The sequence below is a fragment of the Pseudoflavitalea rhizosphaerae genome (genome assembly GCF_003991355.1).
GTDB lineage: Bacteria > Bacteroidota > Bacteroidia > Chitinophagales > Chitinophagaceae > Pseudobacter > Pseudobacter rhizosphaerae.
The window spans coordinates 207,318-231,327 of the sequence record NZ_RCSU01000009.1 but is presented as its reverse complement, the minus strand read 5'-3'; the positions used below and the strand labels follow the sequence as shown (position 1 = coordinate 231,327).

General features: G+C 47.4%; 21 protein-coding genes. 14 read left to right on the top strand and 7 right to left on the bottom strand.

Going from position 1 to position 24,010, the window contains the following annotated elements; all coding sequences use genetic code 11:
- Positions 1-23 precede the first annotated feature (23 nt).
- From D9Y29_RS16930 to D9Y29_RS16910, 5 genes are all read left to right on the top strand, one after another.
- Positions 24-1,139 (top strand): serine hydrolase domain-containing protein, encoded by a 1,116-nt coding sequence (locus D9Y29_RS16930; protein WP_164735442.1) that lies wholly within the window; start codon positions 24-26, stop codon positions 1,137-1,139.
- A gap of 66 nt (positions 1,140-1,205) precedes the next feature.
- Entirely contained in the window at positions 1,206-4,343 is a 3,138-nt protein-coding gene (locus D9Y29_RS16925; RefSeq protein ID WP_127130328.1) for a SusC/RagA family TonB-linked outer membrane protein, read from the top strand.
- A 20-nt stretch (positions 4,344-4,363) separates the two neighbouring features.
- Positions 4,364-6,256, top strand: coding sequence for a RagB/SusD family nutrient uptake outer membrane protein (locus D9Y29_RS16920; protein ID WP_127130326.1), 1,893 nt, complete (start codon positions 4,364-4,366; stop codon positions 6,254-6,256).
- Between the two features lie 54 nt (positions 6,257-6,310).
- Positions 6,311-7,471 carry a DUF5000 domain-containing lipoprotein gene (locus D9Y29_RS16915; protein WP_164735441.1) on the top strand — a complete coding sequence of 387 codons (1,161 nt, stop codon included), beginning with the start codon at positions 6,311-6,313 and terminating at the stop codon, positions 7,469-7,471.
- A gap of 26 nt (positions 7,472-7,497) precedes the next feature.
- The gene (locus D9Y29_RS16910; RefSeq protein ID WP_127130322.1) at positions 7,498-8,703 is read left to right on the top strand and encodes a DUF4998 domain-containing protein; all 1,206 of its coding nucleotides are present in this window, start codon (positions 7,498-7,500) and stop codon (positions 8,701-8,703) included.
- A 205-nt stretch (positions 8,704-8,908) separates the two neighbouring features.
- On the opposite strand, the gene D9Y29_RS16905 is transcribed toward D9Y29_RS16910, so the two are convergent.
- From D9Y29_RS16905 to D9Y29_RS16895, 3 genes are all read right to left on the bottom strand, one after another.
- Positions 8,909-10,105 (bottom strand): pyridoxal phosphate-dependent aminotransferase, encoded by a 1,197-nt coding sequence (locus tag D9Y29_RS16905; RefSeq protein ID WP_127130320.1) that lies wholly within the window; start codon positions 10,103-10,105, stop codon positions 8,909-8,911.
- Between the two features lie 117 nt (positions 10,106-10,222).
- Positions 10,223-10,663 carry a DUF1573 domain-containing protein gene (locus D9Y29_RS16900; protein ID WP_164735440.1) on the bottom strand — a complete coding sequence of 147 codons (441 nt, stop codon included), beginning with the start codon at positions 10,661-10,663 and terminating at the stop codon, positions 10,223-10,225.
- A 16-nt stretch (positions 10,664-10,679) separates the two neighbouring features.
- Entirely contained in the window at positions 10,680-11,141 is a 462-nt protein-coding gene (locus D9Y29_RS16895) for a DUF1573 domain-containing protein (RefSeq protein ID WP_127130316.1), read from the bottom strand.
- Positions 11,142-11,293: 152 nt separating this feature from the next.
- On the opposite strand from D9Y29_RS16895, the gene D9Y29_RS16890 reads away from it, so the two are divergent.
- The 5 genes from D9Y29_RS16890 to D9Y29_RS16870 all read left to right on the top strand — a co-directional run bounded on the left by D9Y29_RS16890 (position 11,294) and on the right by D9Y29_RS16870 (position 16,017).
- Positions 11,294-13,687, top strand: a complete 2,394-nt coding sequence (locus tag D9Y29_RS16890; RefSeq protein WP_127130314.1) for an alpha-ketoacid dehydrogenase subunit alpha/beta — start codon at positions 11,294-11,296, stop codon at positions 13,685-13,687.
- Positions 13,680-14,294: a trimeric intracellular cation channel family protein gene (locus tag D9Y29_RS16885; RefSeq protein ID WP_127130312.1), complete on the top strand. Its 615-nt coding sequence runs from the start codon at positions 13,680-13,682 to the stop codon at positions 14,292-14,294. The genes D9Y29_RS16890 and D9Y29_RS16885 overlap by 8 nt, the downstream gene beginning before the upstream one ends.
- A 6-nt stretch (positions 14,295-14,300) precedes the next feature.
- The gene (locus D9Y29_RS16880; protein ID WP_127130310.1) at positions 14,301-14,612 is read left to right on the top strand and encodes a hypothetical protein; all 312 of its coding nucleotides are present in this window, start codon (positions 14,301-14,303) and stop codon (positions 14,610-14,612) included.
- A 212-nt stretch (positions 14,613-14,824) separates the two neighbouring features.
- The gene (locus D9Y29_RS16875; protein WP_206513811.1) at positions 14,825-15,340 is read left to right on the top strand and encodes a hypothetical protein; all 516 of its coding nucleotides are present in this window, start codon (positions 14,825-14,827) and stop codon (positions 15,338-15,340) included.
- Positions 15,341-15,342: 2 nt separating this feature from the next.
- Positions 15,343-16,017: a nucleotidyltransferase family protein gene (locus tag D9Y29_RS16870; protein ID WP_127130308.1), complete on the top strand. Its 675-nt coding sequence runs from the start codon at positions 15,343-15,345 to the stop codon at positions 16,015-16,017.
- Between the two features lie 14 nt (positions 16,018-16,031).
- Here the strand turns inward: D9Y29_RS16870 and D9Y29_RS16865 are convergent, their stop codons facing one another.
- The 4 genes from D9Y29_RS16865 to D9Y29_RS16850 form a co-directional block, all read right to left on the bottom strand.
- Entirely contained in the window at positions 16,032-16,442 is a 411-nt protein-coding gene (locus tag D9Y29_RS16865) for a hypothetical protein (RefSeq protein ID WP_127130306.1), read from the bottom strand.
- Between the two features lie 22 nt (positions 16,443-16,464).
- Positions 16,465-16,662 carry a hypothetical protein gene (locus tag D9Y29_RS16860; RefSeq protein ID WP_127130304.1) on the bottom strand — a complete coding sequence of 66 codons (198 nt, stop codon included), beginning with the start codon at positions 16,660-16,662 and terminating at the stop codon, positions 16,465-16,467.
- A gap of 78 nt (positions 16,663-16,740) precedes the next feature.
- Positions 16,741-17,463 (bottom strand): YebC/PmpR family DNA-binding transcriptional regulator, encoded by a 723-nt coding sequence (locus D9Y29_RS16855; RefSeq protein ID WP_127130302.1) that lies wholly within the window; start codon positions 17,461-17,463, stop codon positions 16,741-16,743.
- A gap of 140 nt (positions 17,464-17,603) precedes the next feature.
- Entirely contained in the window at positions 17,604-19,091 is a 1,488-nt protein-coding gene (locus D9Y29_RS16850; RefSeq protein WP_127130300.1) for an amino acid permease, read from the bottom strand.
- Positions 19,092-19,297: 206 nt separating this feature from the next.
- Between D9Y29_RS16850 and D9Y29_RS16845 the strand changes: the two genes are divergently transcribed.
- Genes D9Y29_RS16845 through D9Y29_RS16830 form a run of 4 tightly spaced genes read left to right on the top strand, consistent with a single transcriptional unit; the run spans position 19,298 to position 23,609 of the window.
- Positions 19,298-20,560, top strand: a complete 1,263-nt coding sequence (locus D9Y29_RS16845) for a dicarboxylate/amino acid:cation symporter (RefSeq protein ID WP_127130298.1) — start codon at positions 19,298-19,300, stop codon at positions 20,558-20,560.
- Positions 20,561-20,589: 29 nt separating this feature from the next.
- Entirely contained in the window at positions 20,590-21,324 is a 735-nt protein-coding gene (locus tag D9Y29_RS16840; protein WP_127130296.1) for a DedA family protein, read from the top strand.
- Between the two features lie 5 nt (positions 21,325-21,329).
- Positions 21,330-22,562, top strand: coding sequence for an MFS transporter (locus D9Y29_RS16835; protein ID WP_127130294.1), 1,233 nt, complete (start codon positions 21,330-21,332; stop codon positions 22,560-22,562).
- A 39-nt stretch (positions 22,563-22,601) separates the two neighbouring features.
- Positions 22,602-23,609, top strand: coding sequence for a glycosyltransferase family 9 protein (locus tag D9Y29_RS16830; protein WP_127130292.1), 1,008 nt, complete (start codon positions 22,602-22,604; stop codon positions 23,607-23,609).
- The last annotated feature ends 401 nt before the right edge of the window (positions 23,610-24,010 follow it).

Below are 24,010 nucleotides of genomic sequence, written 5' to 3'. Positions count from 1 at the left end.
AACCCTGCTTAATCAATTCGGGTATGAAAAAATCGATCTACGCCAGTTACTTAGCGGCTGTTTTTCTAATCATTGCAAATATTCAACGGCTCAGTGCCGCTCCTGTTACCAGAGATAGCAGTCATAAATTCTCAGCTGCAGCCGCAGAAACTGCCATCAAACAGTTCATGGACAAATACAAAGTACCAGGACTTTCCATTGCGGTGGGAAAAGATGGTAAAATAGTTTATGCCCGTGGATTCGGTATTGCGGATTCCGCTGCCGGTAAAAAAGTGAACACACAAAGCCAGTTCCGCATTGCCAGTTTATCCAAGCCCATCACGGCTGTTGCCATTCTGAAACTGGCTGAACAGGGAAAATTTACACTTGACGATAAAGTGTTCGGGGAAGGCGGCGTACTGGGAACTGCCTATGGAAGGCAGCCTTATCCCGAAGGCATTTCATCCATCACCATCCGTCAGTTATTATCTCATATCAGTGGCGGCTGGCAGAACAACGGTGATGATCCCATGTTCCATAATAAAGACCTTACTGCCGATCAGCTGATCTCGCACACACTCAACAGTCAACCATTGAAGAACAGGCCGGGTACCGCCTATGCCTACTCGAATTTTGGGTATTGTATCCTTGGGCGTGTGATCGAGAAAGTGACTGGCAAGCCTTATGAAAAATATATGTTGTCTGAGATCCTGCGTCCTGCCGGTGTAAAACATATGGAAGTAGGTGGCAACACTGCAGATGAAAAGAGAAAGCATGAAGTGGTGTATTATAGTCGCGACAGGAGCGCCTACCTCGACAATGTAACCCGTATGGATGCGCATGGCGGTTGGATCGCCACGCCCACAGACCTCGTGAAATTCTTATGGCAGGTGGATGGTTTCGATCACAGGCCAGACATCCTGCAATCCGCATCGATCCGTGAAATGACCACACCATCCAAACCCAACCCCTCCTATGCATTGGGATGGAGTGTAGCCGGCGCCACCTGGAAACACACCGGCAGCCTTCCCGGCACTGGTGCTGAAATGATCCGTACGGGCGGCGGCTATTGTTGCGCTGTTCTGGTGAACACCAAGCAGGGGGGAGATTTCTTCAAAGACCTTGATATCCTCGTGAAAAAAGTTACCGGCCTGCAATAGCCATAACCATTAGACTTCCTACTGACCTGTTGAAGCTTATTGAATCTTAACCAAATCAACTTGTTTATGAAAAGCAAGCGGACTGACCTTCTATTGAGGTCGATCTTCATCCTCTTTATGCTGCTAAGCCCTGGTGTGATGCTCTTCACAAAGGCGCAGGACAAAAAGAGCCCTGATAAAAAAACAGAGATCAGGGGCACTATCACCGACAGTTCCCTGGCGGTGATGCCAGGGGTATCGGTTTCTGTAAAGGGCAATTCCCAGATCGGCACCACTTCCGATCTCAACGGTAAATATATCCTGGAAGTTCCGGCGGGTTCGATGATCGTGTTCAGTATGGTGGGCTTCGGTACACAGGAGATATTGTCCACCGGTAAATCGGTGATCAATGTAACGATGCGCTCTTCCGCCAATCAATTGGAAGATGTGGTGGTAACTGTTGCATTCGGCAAACAGAAAAAAAGGGAAGTGGTTGGATCCGTTACCAGCATCGATCCCGGTGAACTGAAAATTCCATCGAGTAATCTCACCACTGCATTGGCCGGAAGGATGGCAGGCGTGGTGGCTTACCAGAGAAGCGGCGAGCCCGGCTCCGACAATGCCAATTTCTTCATTCGCGGTGTTACCACTTTTGGTTATAAGACAGACCCGCTGATCCTGGTGGATAATATCGAGCTGACAGCTACAGACCTTGCGCGTCTGCAACCCGATGATATCGCCAGTTTCGCCATCCTGAAAGATGCCACGGCTACTGCCTTGTACGGCGCACGCGGCGCCAATGGCATCATTCTCATCACTACCAAAAAAGGTAAGGAAGGAAAGGCGAAGATCAATTTAAGGGTGGAAAATTCTGTTTCGCAACCTACACGAAATATCGAGCTGGCCGATCCTGTAACCTACATGAAACTCGGCAATGAGGCAGTGCTTACGCGCAATCCGCTAGGCATCCTGCCTTATTCGCAATACAAGATCGATAATACTATCGAAGGCACCAATCCTTATATGTTCCCGGCAACAGACTGGAGAAAGGAATTGTTCAGGGACTATACCATGAACCAGCGTGCTAATTTCAGCGTTACAGGTGGTAGCCAAACCACGCAGTATTATTTGTCTGCTTCCGTGACCAAAGACAATGGCATGCTGAAAGTGCCGAAGCGCAGCAATTTCAACAACAATATCGATCTCAAAACTTATTTGTTGCGTTCCAATGTGAACATCAATCTCACAAAAACAACTGAAGCAGGCATCAAATTGTATGGATCATTCGATGAATACAATGGGCCTATCGATGGCGGCACAACTTTGTACAATAAGATCATGCGCACCAATCCTGTTTTCTTCCCGGCCTATTACCCGGTGGATGCGGAGCATCAGCATACACAGCATATCCTGTTCGGCAATTTCGAGAGCGGGGATTATATCAACCCCTATGCAGATATGGTTAGGGGATATAAAGATTATTCAAGATCACTGATGCTGGCGCAGTTTGAGCTTAAACAAAACCTGGCTTTCATTACGCAGGGGCTGAACTTCAGTGGTATCATCAATACTACCCGCCGTTCTTTTTTCGATGTATCCCGCTTTTATAATCCATTCTACTACCAGGCTACCAACTACGATCCGGCAAAGAACAAGTACAGTCTGAACCTGCTCAATGAAGCGCAGGGCACTGAATACCTCAATTACCGGGAAGGACAAAAACTGATCAGCTCCACTTCCTATATCGAGGCAGCGCTGAACTATAACCGGACTTTCGAGAAGCATGGCGTGAGCAGCATTCTCGTACTGCTGATGAACAACAGACTGGACGCTAATTCCGGTGATCTGCAAACCTCATTGCCTTATCGTAATATCGGGTTGTCCGGCAGGTTCACCTATTCATTCGACCGCCGGTACTTTGCGGAATTCAATTTTGGATACAATGGCTCTGAAAGATTCTATGATGGAAAAAGATTCGGCTTTTTTCCTTCGGCTGGTATCGCCTGGTCTGTGTCCAACGAAAAATTCTGGAAGCCGCTGGAAGATATCGTTACCAACCTGAAGCTGAGAGCTACTTATGGTCTTGTTGGAAATGATGCTATCGGCGGACCGGCAGACAGGTTCTTCTATCTCTCTAATGTAAATATGGAAGATGGCGCCAGGGGCGCAACGTTCGGAACCAACTACGGTTATTCAAGAACAGGGATCTCCATCTCCCGTTACGACAACAAGGAGATCACCTGGGAAGTGGCGCAGAAAGTGAATCTCGGCATGGAGATCAGTTTATGGAACAGGCTCAATGTGATTGCCGAAGTATTCCGCGAGAACAGGAGCAAAATTCTCATGAACCGTTCCAGTATTCCCAATACAGCCGGTTTGCAGGCTGCCCAGAAATCCAATGTGGGCGAAGCTACCGGAGAGGGTATGGATATATCTGTTGATTATTCGCTCAATCTCAATAAGGATATCTGGTTGCAGGCGAGAGGCAATTTTACTTATGCTACCAGTTCCTTCAAGGTATATGATGAACCGGACTATGCAGAAAAATATTTGTCGAGGATCGGCCATAGTCTTAACCAGACCTGGGGTTATCTGGCAGAAAGATTATTTGTGGACGATGCGGATGTGGCCAACTCACCACGGCAGAATTTTGGCGAATACATGGCCGGCGATATCAAGTACCGGGATCTGAATGGTGATGGTGTGATCACTTCCCTCGATCGTGTACCCATTGGTTTCCCTACCGTTCCTGAGATAGTGTATGGCTTCGGTTTTTCTGCCGGGTATAAGAACCTCGATCTTTCCTGCTTCTTCCAGGGTTCTGCCAGATCATCTTTCTATATCGATGCTGAAAACACTTCACCCTTTGTAGAAAACCAGGCATTATTGAAAGCTTATTCAGAAAGCTACTGGTCCGAAGATAACAGGAATATATATGCGCTTTGGCCGCGACTGAGCAATACCAATATCAACAATAACCTGCAGGCCAGCACCTGGTTTCTCCGGAACGGGGCATTTCTGCGGTTGAAAACAGTGGAGCTGGGTTACTCTTTCCCCAGGAAATTGATCAGCAAGGTGCACCTGACCAATGCCAGGATCTATGCCAGTGGCATCAACCTGCTCACGTTCAGTCCATTTAAATTATGGGATGTTGAAATGGGAGGAAATGGACTGGGTTATCCCATCCAGCGTGTGATCAATGTTGGGCTCAATATCAATTTTTAATGATCAGTAATAATAACCTGATGAAACGATTTACCATAGTAGCCCTGTTGGCGATGCTCGCGGGCAGTGGCTGCAAGAAATACCTCGATATTGTGCCGGACAATATCGCTACTATCGATTACGCATTCCGGGCAAGGAATGTGGCGGAGAAATATCTCTTTACCTGTTATTCTTATATGCCGGATGATGCCAGCATCTTTGCCAACCCAGGCATGCTCACGGCAGATGAATTCTGGTTCTATTATCCCGGCTTCAACTCCAATGCCTGGAATATTGCACGCGGACTTCAGAATAAAGTGAATCCCTACCTGAATTATTGGGGTGGACTGAATACCGGGAAACCCTTGTTCCAGGCATTGCGCGATTGCAATATTTTCCTGGAGAATATCAATAAAGTGCCTGATATGGACCAGATGGAAAAAGACCGCTGGTCAGGAGAAGTTAAATTCCTCAAAGCTTATTATCATTATTTTCTTTTCAGGTTATATGGCCCTGTTCCATTGATCAAAACAAATATTCCTATTTCTGCTTCCGTTGAAGAAGTGAAGGTTAAAAGGATGCCGGTTGATTCCTGCGTAGACTATGTGATACAATTGCTGGATGAATCCATTCCTGTATTGCCGGACATCATCCAGAATGAAGCATCCGAACTGGGAAGGATCACCAAAACAATTGCCATGACGCTGAAGGCCGATGTGCTGGTGACTGCAGCCAGTCCACTCTTCAATGGCAATCCGGATTATGCTTCTTTCAAAGACAATGATGAAGTGAACCTCTTCCCCGCAACCTATAGCCAGGAAAAATGGGCGAAGGCTGCAGCGGCCTGTAAGGCCGCCATCGATCAGGCGCATGGCGCAGGTCATTATATTTTCAAATACATCAATGCCAATCCCAGTCATATCATGTCTGACTGGACTAAAACGCAGATGAGTATCCGGAATGCAGTTACCCAACGATGGAACAAGGAGATCATCTGGGCCAATAGCCAGAGCCAGGCCATTGCTATCCAGCGTTATGCATTTATCCGTGCACTGGATCCGGCTGCCAATAACAACTCCACTGCTTTAGGCGATCTGGCTCCAACGCTGAAGATGGCTGAAACATTCTATACCGAGAATGGTGTACCCATCAGTGAGGACAAAACCTGGGATTACCAGAACCGTTATGGGTTACGTGTTTCGGAAGAAGAGGATAAGCACGCCATCAAGATGGGGTACACCACAGCCAAACTTAATTACGACAGGGAACCGCGTTTCTATGCAGACCTGGGCTTCGATGGAGGCACCTGGTATGGTCATGGAAGATTCGACGATAACAATCCCTGGGTGGCGGAAATGAAGCTGGGGCAAACAGCTGCCAGGAAAAATACCTATGGCTATTCCATTACAGGGTATCAGCCGAAGAAGCTCGTGTTCTTCACCAATACGGCAACGGCATCTTCCTATCCCATCGAAAGTTATCCATGGCCGATATACAGGCTCGCTGATCTGTATCTGCTGTATGCCGAGGCCTTGAATGAATCAGAAGGTCCCACGCAGGAAGTGTATGACTATGTGAACCTCGTGCGTGAAAGAGCCAGTATTCCTACCGTACAGGATGCATGGACCACTTATTCAACACAACCCGACAAGTTCACCAATAAGTCGGGCATGCGGGAGATCATTCACCAGGAAAGAATGATCGAGCTCGCCTTCGAAGGTAAAAGAGCGTATGATCTTCGCCGTTGGAAAAAGGCCATGTCGTTTCAGAACACCCCGGTGGAAGGCTGGGATATCCTGCAATCGGAAACAGTTCCTTACTACCAGAAGAAAATACTGTTCCCGCAGAAGTTCCAGACCCGCGATTATCTCTGGCCGATAAGGGAGAATGATATCACCGTAAACAGGAAGCTGGTCCAAAACCCAGGCTGGTAAAACCTTTCATTACATCATCATAAATATTCTTTTATGTGTGCTCCTAAAAATATAATGCTCTTGCTGTTGGTTGCTCTGACAGTATTCGCCTGTAAAGAAGAATTGATCGGGCCACCGGAAGGAGATGGAAAAGGCCCGGGGCCGGTTTCGAATGTTAGTGTGGAGAACCTGCCCGGCGCAGCCAAACTTACGTATACGCTTCCTTCAGATCCTGATCTCATGTATGTGGTGGCTGAATTCAGTCCACGTACCAACAGTAACCGGGATGTAAAATCATCTTTCTATAATAATTCTCTTGTGGTGGATGGTTTTGGAGAAAGCAAGCCCTTTGAAGTGAAGTTGTATGCGGTTGACAAGGAAGAAAAAAGATCAGAGCCTGTGATCGTTACTGTGAATCCTGCTACGCCGCCCATTCAGAAAGTGTATGCTTCGGTGGAATTGAAAGAGGATTTTGGTGGCCTGAACGTAAGGTTCAAGAACCCTGATGGCGGCAATATCGTTTTCAGTGTGATGAAAAAGAATACCGGCAGCGAATTCCAGGAGATACAGAAATATTATACAAAAGATACGGCAGGCGCTTTCTCCGTGCGTGGCATGCCTTCTGAGCCTGTCACTTTTGGCGTGGTACTGCGAGACAGGTGGGACAATCATTCCGATACACTTACAGCTGATCTCACGCCGATCTATGAAGTGCAGGTGCCTGATAATACCATCACACTCAAAAAACTGTCGGGCGATGTATTTACGCCACGGAGCCCCTGGAAATGGGAGTGGATCTGGGATGGCATCATAGAACATACCGGCAATAAGTTCCTGGTTACACAGGTGGGCACCGGTATGCCGCAGTCTTTTACCATGGATCTTGGAAAAACGTATAAGCTAAGCCGTTATAAATACTGGCAACGGACAGATAATTCCTACTATGCGCAGGGACCACAGTATTGGGAACTTTACGGTTCCAATGATCCCAACCCCGATGGAAGTTTTGATGACAGTTGGGTAAAGCTCCTCAGTTGCGAACATGTAAAACCAAGCGGTTTGCCGCCGGGGGAAAATACAGCAGAAGATCTTGAGAAGCTGAAAGCCGGGCTGGAATTCAATTTTCCGCTGGATGCGCCACCCTGCCGCTATATCAGGTGGAAGACGCTTTCTTCCTGGGCAGGTACTGATTTCCAGGTGCTGGGCGACATTATCGTTTACGGAAACGATCAATAATATTTCCGGTCTTAATACAAATTTTTATGACGAAACTAATCATCAATATAGCTGTAACGATATTATTGGTTTCCCTGTCTTTTTCCTGCGGGAAGATGAATGATGTGTACAAGGATTTTGTTAAAGGAGGGGCGATCAATTATACCGGAAAAGTAGACTCCGTGAAAGTGTTTCCCGGAAAAGGGAGGATCCAGTTCACCTATCAGTTGCGCTCGGACCCCAAGATCATCAAAACGGTTATCTACTGGAATAACCGGAAGGATTCCATGGTGCAGCCTGTGCAGCGTAAACCAGGGATAGACACTATTACCACCCTCATACCGCAGATTGCAGAAGGCACTTACACTTTTACATTTATCACTTACGATAACCAGGGCAATTCATCTGTGTCAGTAGATATTCCAGGCAATGTATATGGGAGCAATTATGAGAGCTTTCTAACTGCCAGACCTATGCGCACCAGTGAAATGACAGCGGATGGAGATGCGTTGATCACCTGGTATACCGCAGACCCACTCGTGATTGGCACGGAGATGAGCTATACAGGGAGCGATGATACTGAGAAAGAAGTGATCCTTCCTGCTTCCGAGCTGGAAGGGGTAATGGAAGATTTCAAGGATGGTGCTCCTTATTCCTACAGAACGATGTACCAGCCAGAACCTAATATGATAGACACGCTGTACAGCGTGGCAACCAATGCTGATATCCTGATGGACGATGTTACGCATCTGTACCTGCTGAACCCCGGTAATCCCTTTGAGTATGCTACGTATGATGGTATACGTTATGGTACGCTGAAAGACTGGACCGTAACAGCCAATGTGAACAACCAGGCTGGGTTCGGTAGCTTCGACAATATAGAAGATGGCGCTTACATGAGTATTTCCAAAATGACAGATGACAATGCTGCGGTATCCCATGGAAAGATCTCACAATCAGTAAACCTGCCGGCAGGTGAATACAATTTCATTGTTTATTTCAATGGTAAGCCGGAAGCGGGTTATTCCATTGCGGCCGGCACAGGTTCAAGAGTGGCTGCAGCTTTGGGAACCACGATCCCGAATACACCATCAGCAGCCAATTCACTGGGTTTCTCCACACTGAGTCCCCGTACTTCCATCGCATTTCAATTGGCAGAGCCGAAGCAGGTGGCATTGGGGATCTGGAGCTCGATGTCGCAGAACACGAATTATTTCAGGGCAGTAAAAGTGAAGCTGTTGAAACGCAAATAAGAGAATACAGAATTTAATCGGGGAGCTGGCAGTCGCTCGCCTCCCGGCGAGTGACTTGTATTTGCTCGCCTCCGGCGAGCACCGCGTCGCCGGAGGCGACTAAATAAAACTCACTCGCCAGAGGCGAGCGAGTGAGCTCCCCGAAAAACATAGAGGCGACCGCAAAAGGTCGCCTCTATGTTTTTAATATGATGTTTTAATGGGATTATTTCGTTCTTCCCGGATAAACTTTCAACGCCGCTTCCAGGCAATCCATCGCGCCATTGAGATCGTCTCCGTTCAGTACGTAGGCCAGGCGGACTTCATTCAATCCAAGTCCTTTCGTTCCATAGAATCCAGTAGCCGGCGCCAGCATTACAGTGGCGTTGTTATGATTGAAGGATTCCAGCAGCCACTGGCAGAATTTATCGGAATCATCGATGGGCAATTTGGCCATTGCATAGAAGGCTCCACCGGGATTAGGGCAGAATACACCTTCCATGGCATTCAGTCTTTTTACCAGCACATCCCTGCGTTTGAGGTATTCGGCGCGGGTGGCGTCGAAATAATTATCGGGCAGGTCAATAGCTGCTTCACCGAGGATCTGTGCAAAGGAGGGGGGGCTGAGGCGCGCCTGTGCAAATTTCATGGCGGCATCCAGCACCTGTTTGTTCTTTGTAACGAATGCGCCGATACGTCCGCCGCAGGCACTGTAACGCTTAGAGATCGTATCCATCAACACTACGTTCTGTTCGGCTCCTTCGAGTTGCATGGCGCTGATCTGTTTGCCATCGTAGGCGAACTCACGGTAAGCTTCATCCGAAAACAGGAAGAGGTTGTGTTTGATCACGATCTCTTTCAGTGTGTTCATTTCCTCCTGGCTGTAGAGGTAACCTGTAGGATTGTTGGGATTACAGATCACGATCGCTTTGGTGCGGGGCGTGATCATTTTTTCAAACTCGCTGATGGCGGGCAGTGCAAACCCGGTTTCGATGGAGGAGGTGATGGGCTTTACCACTACTTCAGCTTCCACGGCAAATCCATTGTAGTTGGCGTAGAAAGGCTCGGGAATGATCACTTCGTCACCCGGATCGAGGCAGGTCATGAAACCAAATATAATGGCTTCGGATCCGCCGGTAGTGATGATGATCTGGTTATGGTCCACTTCAATACCTACTTTCTTATAGTATTCCACCAGTTTGCGGCGATAGCTCTCGTTACCTGCACTGTGACTGTATTCCAGCACTTTGAAATCGGCATGGCGAACAGCGTCCAGGATCTGGGGAGGCGTTTCAATATCCGGCTGACCAATATTGAGATGGTATACTTTCGTTCCTTTTTTCTTGGCTGCTTCCGCAAAAGGAACCAGCTTACGGATGGGGGATGGTGGCATTGCATGGCCACGCTGGCTAATCGTTAACATGCGGCAAAGATAGGGGAGTATTGTTATCTGTTTTTGGGGAAATACACAAAAAAATGTGGGGTCTTCCATGTATTGCCAAAGACAACAGGAAGACCCCGCGCAGCTAATGTGTATCTTTTATTTTGACTTGTTTCCTTTTGATTGCTGATATTTTGCGTAATCGACTTCATTCAGTACTTCACCGGTGATGCGAAGGTCCAGTGGGGCATCGATACCCGCTACCTTGATGGTGATGGTTTTGTTGAAGGGCCCGAGTGCTGAGGCGTTGAAACCGGCAGTGATCTTGTCGGCCTTTCCTTTTGCAATGGGAGCTTCAGGTTTTACCGGAGTAGTGCAACCGCAGGATGCAGTGGCAGCCTCGATCACAACAGGCTTTGTGCCGATATTGGTGAACGCGAAATTGTAAGTTACAGGTACACCTTGTTTGATCTTACCGAAATCGTGAACCAGTTCTTTGAACTTCACAACATTTTCTGCTTTCTGCACTGTAGCAGGGGCCTGGGCAAATACTGTTGCTGATACGAAAAACACGCTGAGTGCCAGAAGGAGATGTTTCATACTCGATTGAATTTGTTTAGTGACCATTAATGTTTTTTAATAATGCAATGGACGCGTTGACCGGTGCTGCTGTAACAGGTGTTTTGTACACAGTACCGGAGATCAACAGCGTTTTAGACTGGTTATTGTTATAAAGTATCGTGATCGACTTATTGAAGTAACCTTCAGCAGCCGAATTGTATCCTACCTTGATCTGTGCCGTGGCTCCCGGTTTGATCGGCGCTTTACTCCACTCGGGAGTGGTACAGCCACAGGATGCCTGCACATTGGTCAATAACAAAGGAGTTTTACCTGTGTTCACTATTTCAAAAATATGTGTCACGGGCCTCCCCTGAGGGATCTTGCCAAAATCATACCCGGATTCTTTCAGTTGCAACACTTCTGTGCCAGCTTGCGTTGCAGTGGCAGACTGCGCCTTCACCGAAACGGTCCCGGCCAGGAATATGACGATGGCAAATGCGAAAAACCTTCTGATCATGACCTGATAAATTTTAATGTTAACGTATTCAAAATTACATTTTTAACGCACTATCTGCCAATAAATTTCGGGGTTAATGACAATTTTTTAACAACTGCAAATATTGCCCGCTTTCGAACATATTATATGGAGTTAATACCTACTTTTGACGCATGGAAAACGCCATACACAACCCATTGTTTGCCAACGAAAAATTATCGTTCGACAAGTTCCGGGAGGAAGTGTTGAACGACTACCGTATGGCCTGCGAGAGCAGGGAAGCCAGCCTTTTAGGCCGTAAGGAAGTACTGACCGGGAAAGCCAAATTCGGCATTTTCGGCGACGGGAAGGAAGTTGCCCAGATTGCAGCAGCTAAATTTTTCCGTCGCGGAGACTGGTTATCTGGTTATTATCGCGATCAAACCTTTGCTTTTGCCTCCAAACAGGCAAATGTGGAAGAGTTCTTTGCCCAGCTCTATGCCGATCCCGATACTGCCAATGACCCCCATAGCGGCGGCCGCCAGATGAACTCCCACTTCGCCACTCAAACCGTTGATGAAGAGGGGGAATTCCTCGATCTCGTCAACCGCAGGAACATCGCAGCCGGACTGGCCCCTACTGCCGGACAAATGCCAAGGGCCCTCGGCATGGCATTCGCTTCAAAATTATTCCGCAATTCAGGAGTGCTGCAGGACCTTCACCATCTCAGCAATGAAGGCAATGAAGTTTGCTTCGCTACTATCGGTGATGCCTCCACGTCTGAAGGCCATTTCTGGGAAACCATCAATGCCGCCGGCGTGCTGCAGGTGCCACTCGCAGTACTCGTGTACGACGATGGTTACGGTATCTCCGTTCCCAAAGAATTTCAAACAACCAAAGGCTCCATCTCCGAAGCGCTCAAGGGCTTCCAGAAAAAAGATGGCACCAACGGCTTCGATATCTATAAAGTACGCGCCTGGGATTATGCAGGCATGTGCGAAGTATTTGAATCAGCTATCCAGAAGATCCGCGATACACATATCCCGGCCCTCTTCCATGTAGAAGAGGTAACCCAGCCTCAGGGACATTCTACTTCGGGTAGTCATGAACGTTACAAGAGCCCCGAACAGCTCGAATGGGAACGTGAGTGGGACGGAAACAAGAAGTTCCGCGAATGGATCCTCGAAAACGAGCTCTGCTCAGAAGAGGAACTGCATAATGTGGAGATCAAAGCGAAAGAATATGTGCGCGACAGTAAGAACCGCGCCTGGGAAAAATATATCACTCCCATCAAACAGCAGGTGAGCGAAGCCCTGGACATGATCGATGAACTGATCAATGCAGGCCTCGATGCGCATGGCGACCTGGCGAAAGACAGGCAGGGACTCGCGTCTAACCGTGAGCCTATGCGCCGCGACATACTACAGGTAATCCACAATGCTCTCTTACATGCCGGTAATGCGCCCGCTGCTGACCGTCTCAGAACTTATTACAAGGAAATGAAAGCCGAAGGCTATGCCATGTACGATTCCAAATTGTACGATGAAAGCCCGAAGAGCGTTTTCAATATTCAAACTTCAGCACTTACTTACGCTTTCGATGCACCGATGGTGAACGGTTACGAGATCCTCAACCGCTACTTCGATGCACTGTTGAACAGCAATCCCAAAGTGGTGGCATTCGGAGAAGACGTAGGTAAGATCGGCGACGTGAACCAGGGCTTTGCCGGCCTCCAGGCCAAACATGGTAACGATCGTGTGTTCGATACCGGTATACGCGAGCTCACTATTATGGGACAAGGCATTGGCCTCGCCATGCGTGGTCTCCGTCCAATCGCAGAAATTCAATACCTCGATTATCTTTTATATGGACTGCAGCCACTCAGCGATGATGCTGCCACCCTCCACTGGCGCACCAAAGGCCGCCAGAGCTGCCCGGTGATCGTTCGCACCCGCGGCCACAGGCTGGAAGGCATCTGGCATAGCGGCTCACCGCTGGGCATGATGATCAATTCCCTTCGCGGCATGCATATCTGCGTACCCCGCAATATGGTGCAGGCGGCAGGTATGTACAATACCCTGTTGCAGGGTAATGATCCAGGCATTGTAGTGGAATGTCTCAATGGTTATCGCCTGAAAGAAAAACTTCCCAGCGACCTGCTGAATTACACAGTAGCGCTCGGTGTTCCTGAAGTGATCCGTGAAGGCTCAGATATCACGATCGTTTCCTATGGTTCTATGCTCCGCGTGATCCAGGAAGCCGCTGACATCATGGCGAAACATGGCATCAGTTGCGAGATCGTGGATGTGCAGACATTGCTGCCATTCGATACCCACCAGGTGATCCTGCAAAGCCTGAAGAAGACCAATCGCATCGTGTTCGTGGATGAAGATGTGCCGGGTGGCGCATGCGGATACATGTTCAACGAAGTGATGGAAAAACAAGGTGGCTACCGCTGGCTGGATGTGGCCCCCCGCACCATCACCGGTAAAGCACACAGACCCAGCTATGGCAGCGACGGCGATTATTTCAGCAAGCCCAACACCGAAGAGATCGTGGATGTGGTAACTGAAATGGTAAATGAATAAACTCTACCTCGACATTATCGAGACCGGCGGTACCATCGCCTTTGGATTGTCAGGCGCATTCATGGCCATGGAAAAAAGGTTAGATCCTTTTGGAGTGATCATCATTACGTTTGTAACAGCCATCGGTGGTGGAACCGTTCGTGATATGCTGATCGGCAAAACGCCGGTCACCTGGTTGCAGGACAATCGTACTGCTTTGATCGTTCTCGGAACCGCCATTGCAGCATTGCTTTTCGGCAAATACCTCAAACAACTAAGCAAGACAATGTTCTTTTTCGATTCACTCGGATTGGGCTTGTTTACAGTGGTGGGGATCGAAAAAGGGCAGGAGGCTGGTCTCAGTTCCCTGATCTGCATTGCCCTGGGCACTACTACAGGTTGCTTTGGCGGCGTGCTTCGTGATGTGTTGCTCAACAATATCCCGCTCATTTTCCGGAAAGAGATCTATGCTTCTGCCTGTATTGCTGGAGGCATCTTGTATTTCGGGCTGGTGCAGACCGGTATACTGCTGGAGTATATCACCACTATTACCATTGTGTTCATTGTATTGATCCGTGTGATTGCTGTGAGATATAAAATATCTTTGCCGGCGAGTTACAATAAATAGTTCCACATGTTATCAGCTAAAGAGAGAAGGTTTATCAAATACTGGGAAGAACAAAGAGTAGGCGGACAAAGGCCCTATCTCACTTTGTACATCCTGGCCGGCACTTTCATTTCCACGATCGTGGTGTTTTTTTTATTTGCGATGTTGGGAATTGACCTGGAAGGCACGTTGTGGATGGTGCCCGTGATCAGTGTGATTGCGATCACCGTGATTTCTGTGGCAACATGGAAAAGGAATGAGAAAAGGTTTAAGGAAATTGTTAAGCGGGAGATAGAAGAGGGGATGGGTGATGGAGAGAATCATACGAATGGGAAATAGAAATATGTATCGAAATTCTGTACATTGAAATATTGTATTTGACCACAGATTGCTTTTGCATCCACCAGTTAGTCTTTAGCTTGTCCAGCATTCACTTTATAAAGACCACTTATTTTTGGGTATGTAATTGATTATCATTTATATATTTGGTTTGATTATCGAATTTGATCGCTGATCGCGATTCGCGAACAGAAAACAATTATATTCGTGGTATGAAATCTCACAATGGTATGCGACCGCAGGACATAGTCATCCTGCTGAAAATTCTAAGTATTGATAAGTCTGATTGGCAATACAGGGATTTGTCTGCACAACTGTTTATCAGTGTTTCAGAAATTTCAGAGTCTCTTCAAAGAAGCCATACCGGAGGTCTGATCGATCAGTCGCGTCGTAACGTATATCGTCAATCGCTAATGGAATTTATCGGGCATGGACTACATTATGTGTTTCCTCAGGTGCCTGGTTCATTTGTAACAGGAGTTCCGACCGGGCATTCACATAGTTTTTTTAAAAAACATTTCGATTCAGAATTCAATTACGTTTGGCCAGATGAAAACGGGACTATAAAAGGTCTTTCAATTATTCCGTTACATAAAGGCGTTCCACTAGCTGCACAATTGGATGCAAAGCTTTACAGATGGCTGGCTGCAATCGATATCTTAAGAGTAGGGCGGGTAAGAGAGTTTAAATTGGCATTGAATATGCTGAAGAAAGAAATATTGACTTGAGTATGCGTCCAAATATTGTTAGAATAAAAGCCGTTTATAACGCTCTTGAAGAATTGGGCAGTGAAGTCGTGTTTGTTGGTGGAGCTACGGTTGCTTTATATGCGGACCGCCCCGCTATTGAAGTAAGACCAACAGATGATGTTGATATTTTGGTGGAGCTATTGAATTACTCAGATTATTCTGACATAGAAAACAAATTGCGTGCAAAAGGCTTTGAGAATGATATCGATTCTGGTGTGATTTGCCGTTACCGCGTCAATGGTGTAATTGTAGATGTTATGCCTACAGAGAAAAATATTCTGGGTTTCTCGAATAAATGGTATCCCGATGGGTTCAGGACTGCCATGAATTTTAAACTCGATGAAAATAGTGTGGTCAGGATTTTTCAACCGGCCTGCTTTATTGCTTCCAAGCTTGAAGCATTTAAGGGTAGAGGAGATAACGATGGAAGATTGAGCAGTGATTTTGAAGATATAATATTTGTATTAAACAACAGAACCAGTATCTGGGATGAAATGGATGCTGCTCCTGAACCGTTGAGAAATTATTTACAAAATGAATTTGGAAAACTTCTTTCGCATTCTTATATTTTTGAATGGGTAGGTGTGCATCTCGATTATAACGAGCAGAACAGAGTGACTCATATTATAGGAGGATTGCAGAGAAGCTTCGGGTGAATGAAAGCTCATGATTACCTTGCATTTGTCAGCAATTCAAAAAAGTGCTCCTTGCTTACAGCTGTTTTAGGTTTTCCCAAAGTTTCGATCATTTCAGGGGGAAGATGAGCTTCAATATTCGCAGACAGAATGATTGCGTATTTTCCATCAGGCTCGAAAAAGATAAAGTTACCTGTTTGCATTAATTGATAGATCAATTCACAGAGATCCGGACCCGAACAAGGTCTGCTGATAGTAAGGTTTCCGATAAATTTACTATTCCTATCCATGAAAACCGTACATCTGTTTTCAGGATCAAAACAAATGTCAAAAAAATTTTCTCCAGCGTTTGAAACGTATTTGGCGAGTAAAGGAATAATAAAGTCAACCGGGATTTCTTGTGGTTCCTGATTAAAGTAGGCCTGTAAGTAATATTCGTATGCCATAGTCAGGTGTTTTTGAGTCCGTTTACTTATTCCAAAACCCCTTCCACCCCGGATACGTCACAATCTTATACGCCAGCAATACAACCCCGGCAATTTTCAAAATTACCCCTGCAATGAACCAATATTCTCCATTGGACCAATGAGCGATCTTTATCCAGCTCCCAACAAATTCCAGTACAAATCCGATTGCCAGTAAGAACAATGCATGTTTAGCTTTCATGAAACTGAGATTATATCATAAGTAGAAAAGCCTCCATCAATATTACATTAATGGAGGCTTTTGAATATCATTTTTCGCTTATGCGAGATTGTGAAACACTTTCTGTACATCTTCGTCCTGCTCCAGCCTGTCTACCAGTTTCAACACTTCCTGGGCCTGTTCTTCTCCTAATTCAACGGTAGTGCCGGGGATCCATTCCAGTTCGGCGCTGATGGGAGTGATGTTCTTTTCTTCGAGGGCTTTCTGCATGTTACCGAAATCGGTGAAGCCTACACGCAGTACCAGTACAGTTTCGCCGTTCTCACCGGTTCCTTCTCCCATTTCTTCCAGGCCGAAATCGATCAGCTCCAGCTCCAGGTCTTCCTGGCTGAGGCCTTCAGGATTCAGTTTGAATACGCCCATCTTTTTGAACTGGAAGGCTACGCTGCCGCTATTGCCGAGTGCGCCGTTCCCTTTGTTGAAATGGGACTTCACGTTGGCAACTGTGCGGACGTGGTTATCGGTAGCGGTTTCCACCAGGATGGCTACACCATGAGGGCCGTATCCTTCGTACAGGATCTCCTCATAGCTTTCCATTTCCTTGCCGGAAGCACGTTTGATGGCCGCTTCCACGCGGTCTTTCGGCATGTTCACACTCTTGGCGTTAGCCATACAGCGGCGGAGGGCCGGATTGGTATTGGGATCAGGGCCACCGGCTTTTACGGCGATCACGATCTCTTTTCCGATACGGCTGAATTGTTTAGCCATTTTGTCCCACCGCGCGAACATGGTGGACTTCCGAACTTCAAATATCCTACCCATATTGGTATTGATTACTTATTTCTTGATAAAACTGTTTGACCGGGCCTAAGCCTTAGGGCTGCAAATTTAACTGATGTGGCTCTTATAAAAAAACGCCCCGGCGGGTTCCGGGGCGTTTTTTTATAGAGAAGATGTTGAGATTATGATTTTCCCAGTTTACTTCTGCTCTTGCTGTAGCCGAAGTAGATCACCAGGCCGATGGCCATCCAGGCCAGGGCTGTGAGCTGGGTAACATGGTCCAGTGAAATGATCATCGCTGTACAAACTAAAATGCCCATGGTAGACACGAACGGAACTGCAGGCGTTCTGAACGGACGTGGCACATTGGGATCTGATTTTCTCATGATCCAAACACCTGCGCTTACCAGCACAAATGCGAACAGGGTGCCGATACTGGTGAGGTCACCAGCAAGGTGGCCAGGTACAAATCCGGCAAATGCTCCCACGAAAATGAAGAGGATCAGGTTGGATTTGTATGGCGTTCTGAATTTGGGGTGCAGGTCTGCAAACACTTTAGGCAGGAGGCCGTCGTTACTCATGGAGTAGAACACGCGGCTCTGACCAAGCAGCATCACCAGGATCACAGAGCTGAAACCGGCCAGGATAGCGATGGATACAGCAGTTGCGAGCCATTGGTAATTATGCATATATGTTTCGATTGCGTAAGCAACAGAGGCTTCGCGGCCAGACTTCTGGAAGTCGGTGAACGGAGCAACACCTGTGAGTACGTAAGAGAATAAGATGTAAAGGATGGTACAAACCACCAGTGATCCAAGGATACCGATGGGCATGTCCCTCTTCGGATTCTTCGCTTCCTGCGCTGCAGTGGATACCGCATCGAAGCCGATGAAGGCGAAGAACACGATGGCTGCGCCACGAAGTACGCCCCAGAAGCCGTGATTGAATTTGGGTGCGTAAGAGTATTCAGAACCGTCCGGAAGAATGGCAGGCGGTTGATCGGCAGGAATGAAGAATGGAGTATGGTTCTCTGGTTTGATGAACTGCCAGCCGATGGCAATAAACACCAGAACGATGGCTACTTTCACAAACACGATGATCGCATTCACCCAGGCAGATTCTTCAGTACCCTTGATCAGGAGTAGAGAAAGAAGGAGAAGGATCAGCAGCGCCGGAGCATTCAGGATACCATAATGGGTAACGCCTGCTGCATCAACCGCTTTTTCCAGCGGCGAGTGGCACCATTCATACGGTATTGCCCCCCCCAGCAAATTATTTAAGTACTCACTCCAAGCAATGGATACTGTAGCGGCACCTAATGCGTATTCAAGTACCAGCGCCCATCCGATGATCCAGGCAACCAGTTCGCCCATGGTAGCATAAGCATAGGTGTAAGCGCTACCTGCGATGGGGATCATGGAAGCAAATTCAGCATAACACAAACCGGCAAATGCGCAACCAATAGCCGCGATGATAAAGGATACAGTCACCGCAGGCCCTGCGTGACCACCAGCAGCTGCAGCAGTTCTTACAAACAAACCGGCGCCAATAATGGCGCCAATGCCGAGTGCAACCAGGTTACCGGCGCCGAGGGTCCTTTTTAACCCTTTCTCCGATTCGGCAGCCTGTGCCAGCAGAGCAGTTAATGATTTTTTACGGAACAAACTCATAACAGTCGGTTATCTATTTTTTGTAATGATTGAATGGGGTTTATTACAAGATATAAGGCGGAAAGATAAGGATTTATTAATCTCCGCAAATTAAAAGATTGACCAATACAGCTGCCCTGTACATGAGTGAGAATAAGGGTTTGCAAAAAATGCTTTTTATTGTTTAAGTATTATATTGCAGGCCATTATTAACCAGACAAGCTGAAATGAAAAAGAACAGGCTGACGATTTATATCCTGCTTGCGATGGCGCTTGGCATTGTTGCCGGGTATGCTGTTCATGAGCTCGCATCACCAGAATTCATCACACCTTTCTCCAAGAATATCAACCTGCTCGGTAAGGTTTTCATTCGCCTGGTACAGATGATCATCGCCCCTCTCGTATTCTCCACACTGGTAGTGGGCATCGCCAAACTCGGCGATCTCAAGGCAGTTGGAAGGGTGGGAGGTAAAGCTATCCTCTGGTTCATTTCCGCATCGCTCATGAGCCTCCTGCTCGGACTGGTGCTCGTAAATGTTTTTCAGCCTGGTCATTATATCGATCTTTCCCAGGCTGACACTGAGGGCGTGAAAGACCTTATGAAGAATACTTCCGCCTTCTCTCTCGAAAAGTTCGTGGAGCATATCATCCCGCGCAGCGTGATAGAAGCCATGGCCACCAACGAGATCCTGCAGCTGGTTGTGTTCAGCATCTTCTTCGGCGTAGCGCTTACTACCCTTGGCGACTATGCGAAACCACTGATCAAAGCGCTGGACATCGTATCCCATGTGATCCTGAAAATGGTGGGCTATGTGATGAACTTCGCACCGCTTGGTGTGTTCGGCGCTCTCACTGCTGTAGTGGCCACCAAAGGATTGGGGATATTCAAATTCTATTTTGTATACTTTGCATTTTTCTTGCTGGGCATTCTCATTCTCTGGATCATTCTCCTGGGTGTGGGCACCATGATCCTCGGCCCCAAACGTGTTGCAGACCTGCTGAAAAGGATCGGTGGACCACTGCTAATCGCCTTCAGCACTACCAGCAGTGAAGCCGTATTTCCCAAGCTCACCGAAGAGCTGGAGCGTTTCGGTTGCAAGAACAAGATCGTGTCATTTGTACTGCCGCTCGGTTATTCCTTCAACCTCGATGGTAGTATGATGTATATGACTTTCGCAAGTCTCGCTATAGCGCAGGCTTATAACGTGCCCCTCGATCTCTCTACCCAGCTCACCATGTTGCTGGTACTGATGATCACCAGTAAAGGGATTGCCGGTGTGCCGCGTGCATCACTGGTGATTGTACTGGCCACCTGCGCCATGTTCGGTATTCCACCCGAAGGCGTAGCCATTATCCTCCCGATAGACCACTTCTGTGATATGTTCCGCAGTATGACCAACGTGATCGGAAATGCACTCGCCACCAGTGTGGTAAGTAAGTGGGAAGGAGAGCTTGGGCCCAGCGAGAGCGGAGCAGCAGCAGAGGCTTAACCCTTGCTTAAACAATACAAGTAACAGCTATGCATTTGATCCTGTTAGATTTTACGTGGTCTCAACTGTTGAATCCTGAATTCTACATTCAGCATGGAGGGCTCTGGCTTTTGCTCTTTATTGTATTTGCTGAAACCGGACTATTCGCCGGTTTTTTCCTGCCCGGAGATTCCCTCCTTTTTGTTGCCGGTATCTATGCGCATGAACTCAAACCAGGAGAGCCCGGCATCACACACCAGTTCCTCAAGTTATTCGGTATGGAACAGGTGAGGAACGAATATGTTGATCTCATCGTGCTTTGGATACTCATTTCCATCTGCGGTATACTAGGTAATATGGTCGGGTATTGGACTGGTAAGAAAGTTGGCCCTGCCATGTACCATTGGAAAGACCGGTTCTTCTTCAAGAAGAAATTCCTTCATGATGCACACGACTTCTACGAGAAACATGGCGGCGGCGCTATCGTGGTTGCGCGTTTTCTTCCCATCATCAGAACATTTGCTCCCATCATTGCGGGCATTGTGCAAATGGACAAAAAGAAATTCACCTACTACAATATCGTTGGCTGCCTGGCCTGGGTATTCAGCATGTTGTTCGCCGGACACTTCCTCCAGAAATGGATCCTGGACTGGTTCCAGTTCGATCTGAAAGAACACCTGGAAGTGATTGTGATCGGTATCGTTCTGGTTACTACTGCTCCCGTTATATACAAATTGTTTTTCAGTAAAAGGAAACCAAACGAACCACCACAAACACCTGCTTAAGTTCTATGCAACCCAAATCCAATTCTATTTTCAATGTAACAGTGATTGTTGCAGCCCTCGGCTACTTCGTAGACATCTATGACCTGTTACTGTTCAGTATTATCCGCGTGGAAAGCCTTACCTCACTGGGATTAACCCCCGAACAACTCACCACTGACGGCGAAAGCATCATCAGCTGGCAAATGGGAGGGCTGCTCATTGGCGGTATCCTCTGGGGTATGCTGGGCGATAAAAAAGGAAGGCTCAGTGTATTGTTCGGTTCCATCATCTTGTATTCACTCGCCAATATCGCAAATGGACTCGTTACTACCGTAGACCAATATGCGATGGTACGCTTCATTGCGGGTGTTGGTCTTGCAGGTGAGCTCGGAGCAGGCATCACCCTGGTTTCTGAAATGACTCCCAAAGAAAAAAGAGGCATCGCTACTTCGATGGTGGCAGGCATCGGTCTCACCGGAGCTGTGGTTGCCTTTATCGTAAAAGAGAATTTTCACTGGCGCACCTGTTATTTCATTGGCGGCGGTCTCGGACTGGCATTACTCCTGCTTCGTATCTCCGTATTCGAATCAGGTATGTTCAATGAAGTAAAGAAACTGAATGTGAAACGCGGCAGCTTTTTCATGCTTTTCTCTAATGGCGACCGCCTTAAAAGATATATCCTCGCCATCCTGATCGGGTTACCCACCTGGTTTGTGATCGGCGTGCTGGTTACCTTCTCCAAAGAATTTGCGGAACATTTCGGCATAAAGGAAAAAGTGGACTCCGGAAAAGCGATCATGTTCGCCTATGCAGCCATCTCTGCCGGTGATATCATCATCGGTTTTGTGAGCCAGTGGTTCCGCAGTCGAAAAAAGGCATTGTTCCTTTTCTATGGCATCACCATTTTCTTTATGGTGCTTTACTTTACTGTTCTCTGGAACAGTACTGCTTCTGCAATGTACTGGGTATGCGCCGGACTGGGCTTTGGCACTGGTTTCTGGGCCATCTTCGTTACTATGGGCGCCGAACAGTTCGGAACCAACCTGCGTGCAACTGCTGCCACCACCATTCCCAATATGGTGCGCGGCCTGCTGGCCATCGCCATCATTCCGCTCTTCAAATGGCTGCGTGGAATTGAGGGTGTTGGATATGTGCAGGGGGGTATGTATGCAGCCATCATCCTGATGGCCGTTACGTTGATCGCTGCGGCTATGACCAAAGAGACTTTCGGGAAAGACCTGAATTTTGTGGAAGAGTGATAAGGAGCGGGTAATGGCTTCTGTCTTAATTTTGAATCAATGAAGTTTCTGATCGTTCGATTTTCTTCTATCGGTGATATTGTTTTAACCACTCCGGTGGTCCGCTGTCTGAAAAAGCAGGCAGTCACTGCCGAAGTGCATTATCTGACCAAGAAGGCATTCCTGCCGGTACTGGCTGCCAATCCTTATATCGATAAGATCCATACATTGGAGAATGACCTCGATGCTGTGATCAACAAATTGCAGGATGAGGATTTCGATTACGTGATAGACCTGCATCATAACCTGCGCACATTGCGTGTGAAGCGGGCGCTCGACAAGCAATCTTTTTCTTTCGATAAGCTCAATATCAAAAAATGGCTGCTCACCAGTTTCAAGATCAATCGCATGCCGGATGTGCATATCGTGGAGCGTTATCTCGATACACTGAAATCCTTCAATATAATAAATGACGGCCAGGGTCTGGATTATTTCATTCCTGAAAAGGACCAGGTGAAGGAAGAGGATATCCCCGCTTCGCATCATGCAGGATACATTGGCGTGGTGATCGGCGCTGCGCTGAACACAAAGAAGTACCCGCTGCACAAATTGAAAGAGCTTTGCTCCATCATCGATCATCCCATTATTTTACTGGGAGGGAAAGAAGACAGGGAGGAGGGCGATGCGATTGCTGCCCTCGATCCTGTGAAGATCTATAATGCATGCGGCAAATTCAATATCAATGAATCTGCCGACCTGGTGCGCAGGGCAAAGCTGATCATCTCCAATGATACAGGCCTGATGCATATAGCATCAGCCTTCCGCAAACCCGTCATTTCCATCTGGGGCAATACAGTGCCGGAATTCGGAATGTATCCTTATTATCCGAAAGCTGCGCCCGGCGCGTCTTCCATGTTCGATATCATGGAGGTGAAGGGATTGAGCTGCCGGCCCTGTTCCAAGATCGGTTATGATAAATGCCCGAAGAAACATTTCAAATGCATGGAGCTTATCACCGCAGAATCCGTGTATGAGAAGGTGAAAGAAAGACTGGGGAGAAGAAAATAATTTCGCAGTTGCCAGTCGCTCGCCTCTGGCGAGTGACTTATAATTGTTCGCCTCCGGCGAACACCGCGTCGCCGGAGGCGACTAAATACAAGTCACTCGCCAGAGGCGAGCGACTGACTGGGCTCACCCTGATCAATTACATTTTTCTATTTTCTGGGAGATGAGTTTTTTCTCTGCGATACTGTGCGTCATCTCCATCGCTTGTGTGAGATATTTTTTAGCGTGTGCTTTTTCTCCTGAGCGTAAATAAATATCTCCCAGCACTGCGCAATAAATGTATTGCGATGCCAGCAATCTTTCAATGTTCTTTATGTTCCAAATATCTTCCAGGCCCTGGCTATACAATTCAAGCTACGCCTTCACCACAGCCCTGTTGAGGAATACGATGGGAGAAAGTTTCT

Coding starts and splice junctions, on each gene's coding strand:
- D9Y29_RS16900 (WP_164735440.1), bottom strand. CDS start 10,663: ATGAAACATCTCCTTCTGGCACTCAGCGTGTTTTTCGTATCAGCAACA.
- D9Y29_RS16840 (WP_127130296.1), top strand. CDS start 20,590: ATGCATTTGATCCTGTTAGATTTTACGTGGTCTCAACTGTTGAATCCT.
- D9Y29_RS16845 (WP_127130298.1), top strand. CDS start 19,298: ATGAAAAAGAACAGGCTGACGATTTATATCCTGCTTGCGATGGCGCTT.
- D9Y29_RS16870 (WP_127130308.1), top strand. CDS start 15,343: ATGCGTCCAAATATTGTTAGAATAAAAGCCGTTTATAACGCTCTTGAA.
- D9Y29_RS16915 (WP_164735441.1), top strand. CDS start 6,311: ATGCTCTTGCTGTTGGTTGCTCTGACAGTATTCGCCTGTAAAGAAGAA.
- D9Y29_RS16890 (WP_127130314.1), top strand. CDS start 11,294: ATGGAAAACGCCATACACAACCCATTGTTTGCCAACGAAAAATTATCG.
- D9Y29_RS16880 (WP_127130310.1), top strand. CDS start 14,301: ATGTTATCAGCTAAAGAGAGAAGGTTTATCAAATACTGGGAAGAACAA.
- D9Y29_RS16905 (WP_127130320.1), bottom strand. CDS start 10,105: ATGTTAACGATTAGCCAGCGTGGCCATGCAATGCCACCATCCCCCATC.
- D9Y29_RS16895 (WP_127130316.1), bottom strand. CDS start 11,141: ATGATCAGAAGGTTTTTCGCATTTGCCATCGTCATATTCCTGGCCGGG.
- D9Y29_RS16850 (WP_127130300.1), bottom strand. CDS start 19,091: ATGAGTTTGTTCCGTAAAAAATCATTAACTGCTCTGCTGGCACAGGCT.
- D9Y29_RS16835 (WP_127130294.1), top strand. CDS start 21,330: ATGCAACCCAAATCCAATTCTATTTTCAATGTAACAGTGATTGTTGCA.
- D9Y29_RS16860 (WP_127130304.1), bottom strand. CDS start 16,662: ATGAAAGCTAAACATGCATTGTTCTTACTGGCAATCGGATTTGTACTG.
- D9Y29_RS16865 (WP_127130306.1), bottom strand. CDS start 16,442: ATGGCATACGAATATTACTTACAGGCCTACTTTAATCAGGAACCACAA.
- D9Y29_RS16930 (WP_164735442.1), top strand. CDS start 24: ATGAAAAAATCGATCTACGCCAGTTACTTAGCGGCTGTTTTTCTAATC.
- D9Y29_RS16885 (WP_127130312.1), top strand. CDS start 13,680: ATGAATAAACTCTACCTCGACATTATCGAGACCGGCGGTACCATCGCC.
- D9Y29_RS16920 (WP_127130326.1), top strand. CDS start 4,364: ATGAAACGATTTACCATAGTAGCCCTGTTGGCGATGCTCGCGGGCAGT.
- D9Y29_RS16925 (WP_127130328.1), top strand. CDS start 1,206: ATGAAAAGCAAGCGGACTGACCTTCTATTGAGGTCGATCTTCATCCTC.
- D9Y29_RS16875 (WP_206513811.1), top strand. CDS start 14,825: ATGAAATCTCACAATGGTATGCGACCGCAGGACATAGTCATCCTGCTG.
- D9Y29_RS16855 (WP_127130302.1), bottom strand. CDS start 17,463: ATGGGTAGGATATTTGAAGTTCGGAAGTCCACCATGTTCGCGCGGTGG.
- D9Y29_RS16910 (WP_127130322.1), top strand. CDS start 7,498: ATGACGAAACTAATCATCAATATAGCTGTAACGATATTATTGGTTTCC.
- D9Y29_RS16830 (WP_127130292.1), top strand. CDS start 22,602: ATGAAGTTTCTGATCGTTCGATTTTCTTCTATCGGTGATATTGTTTTA.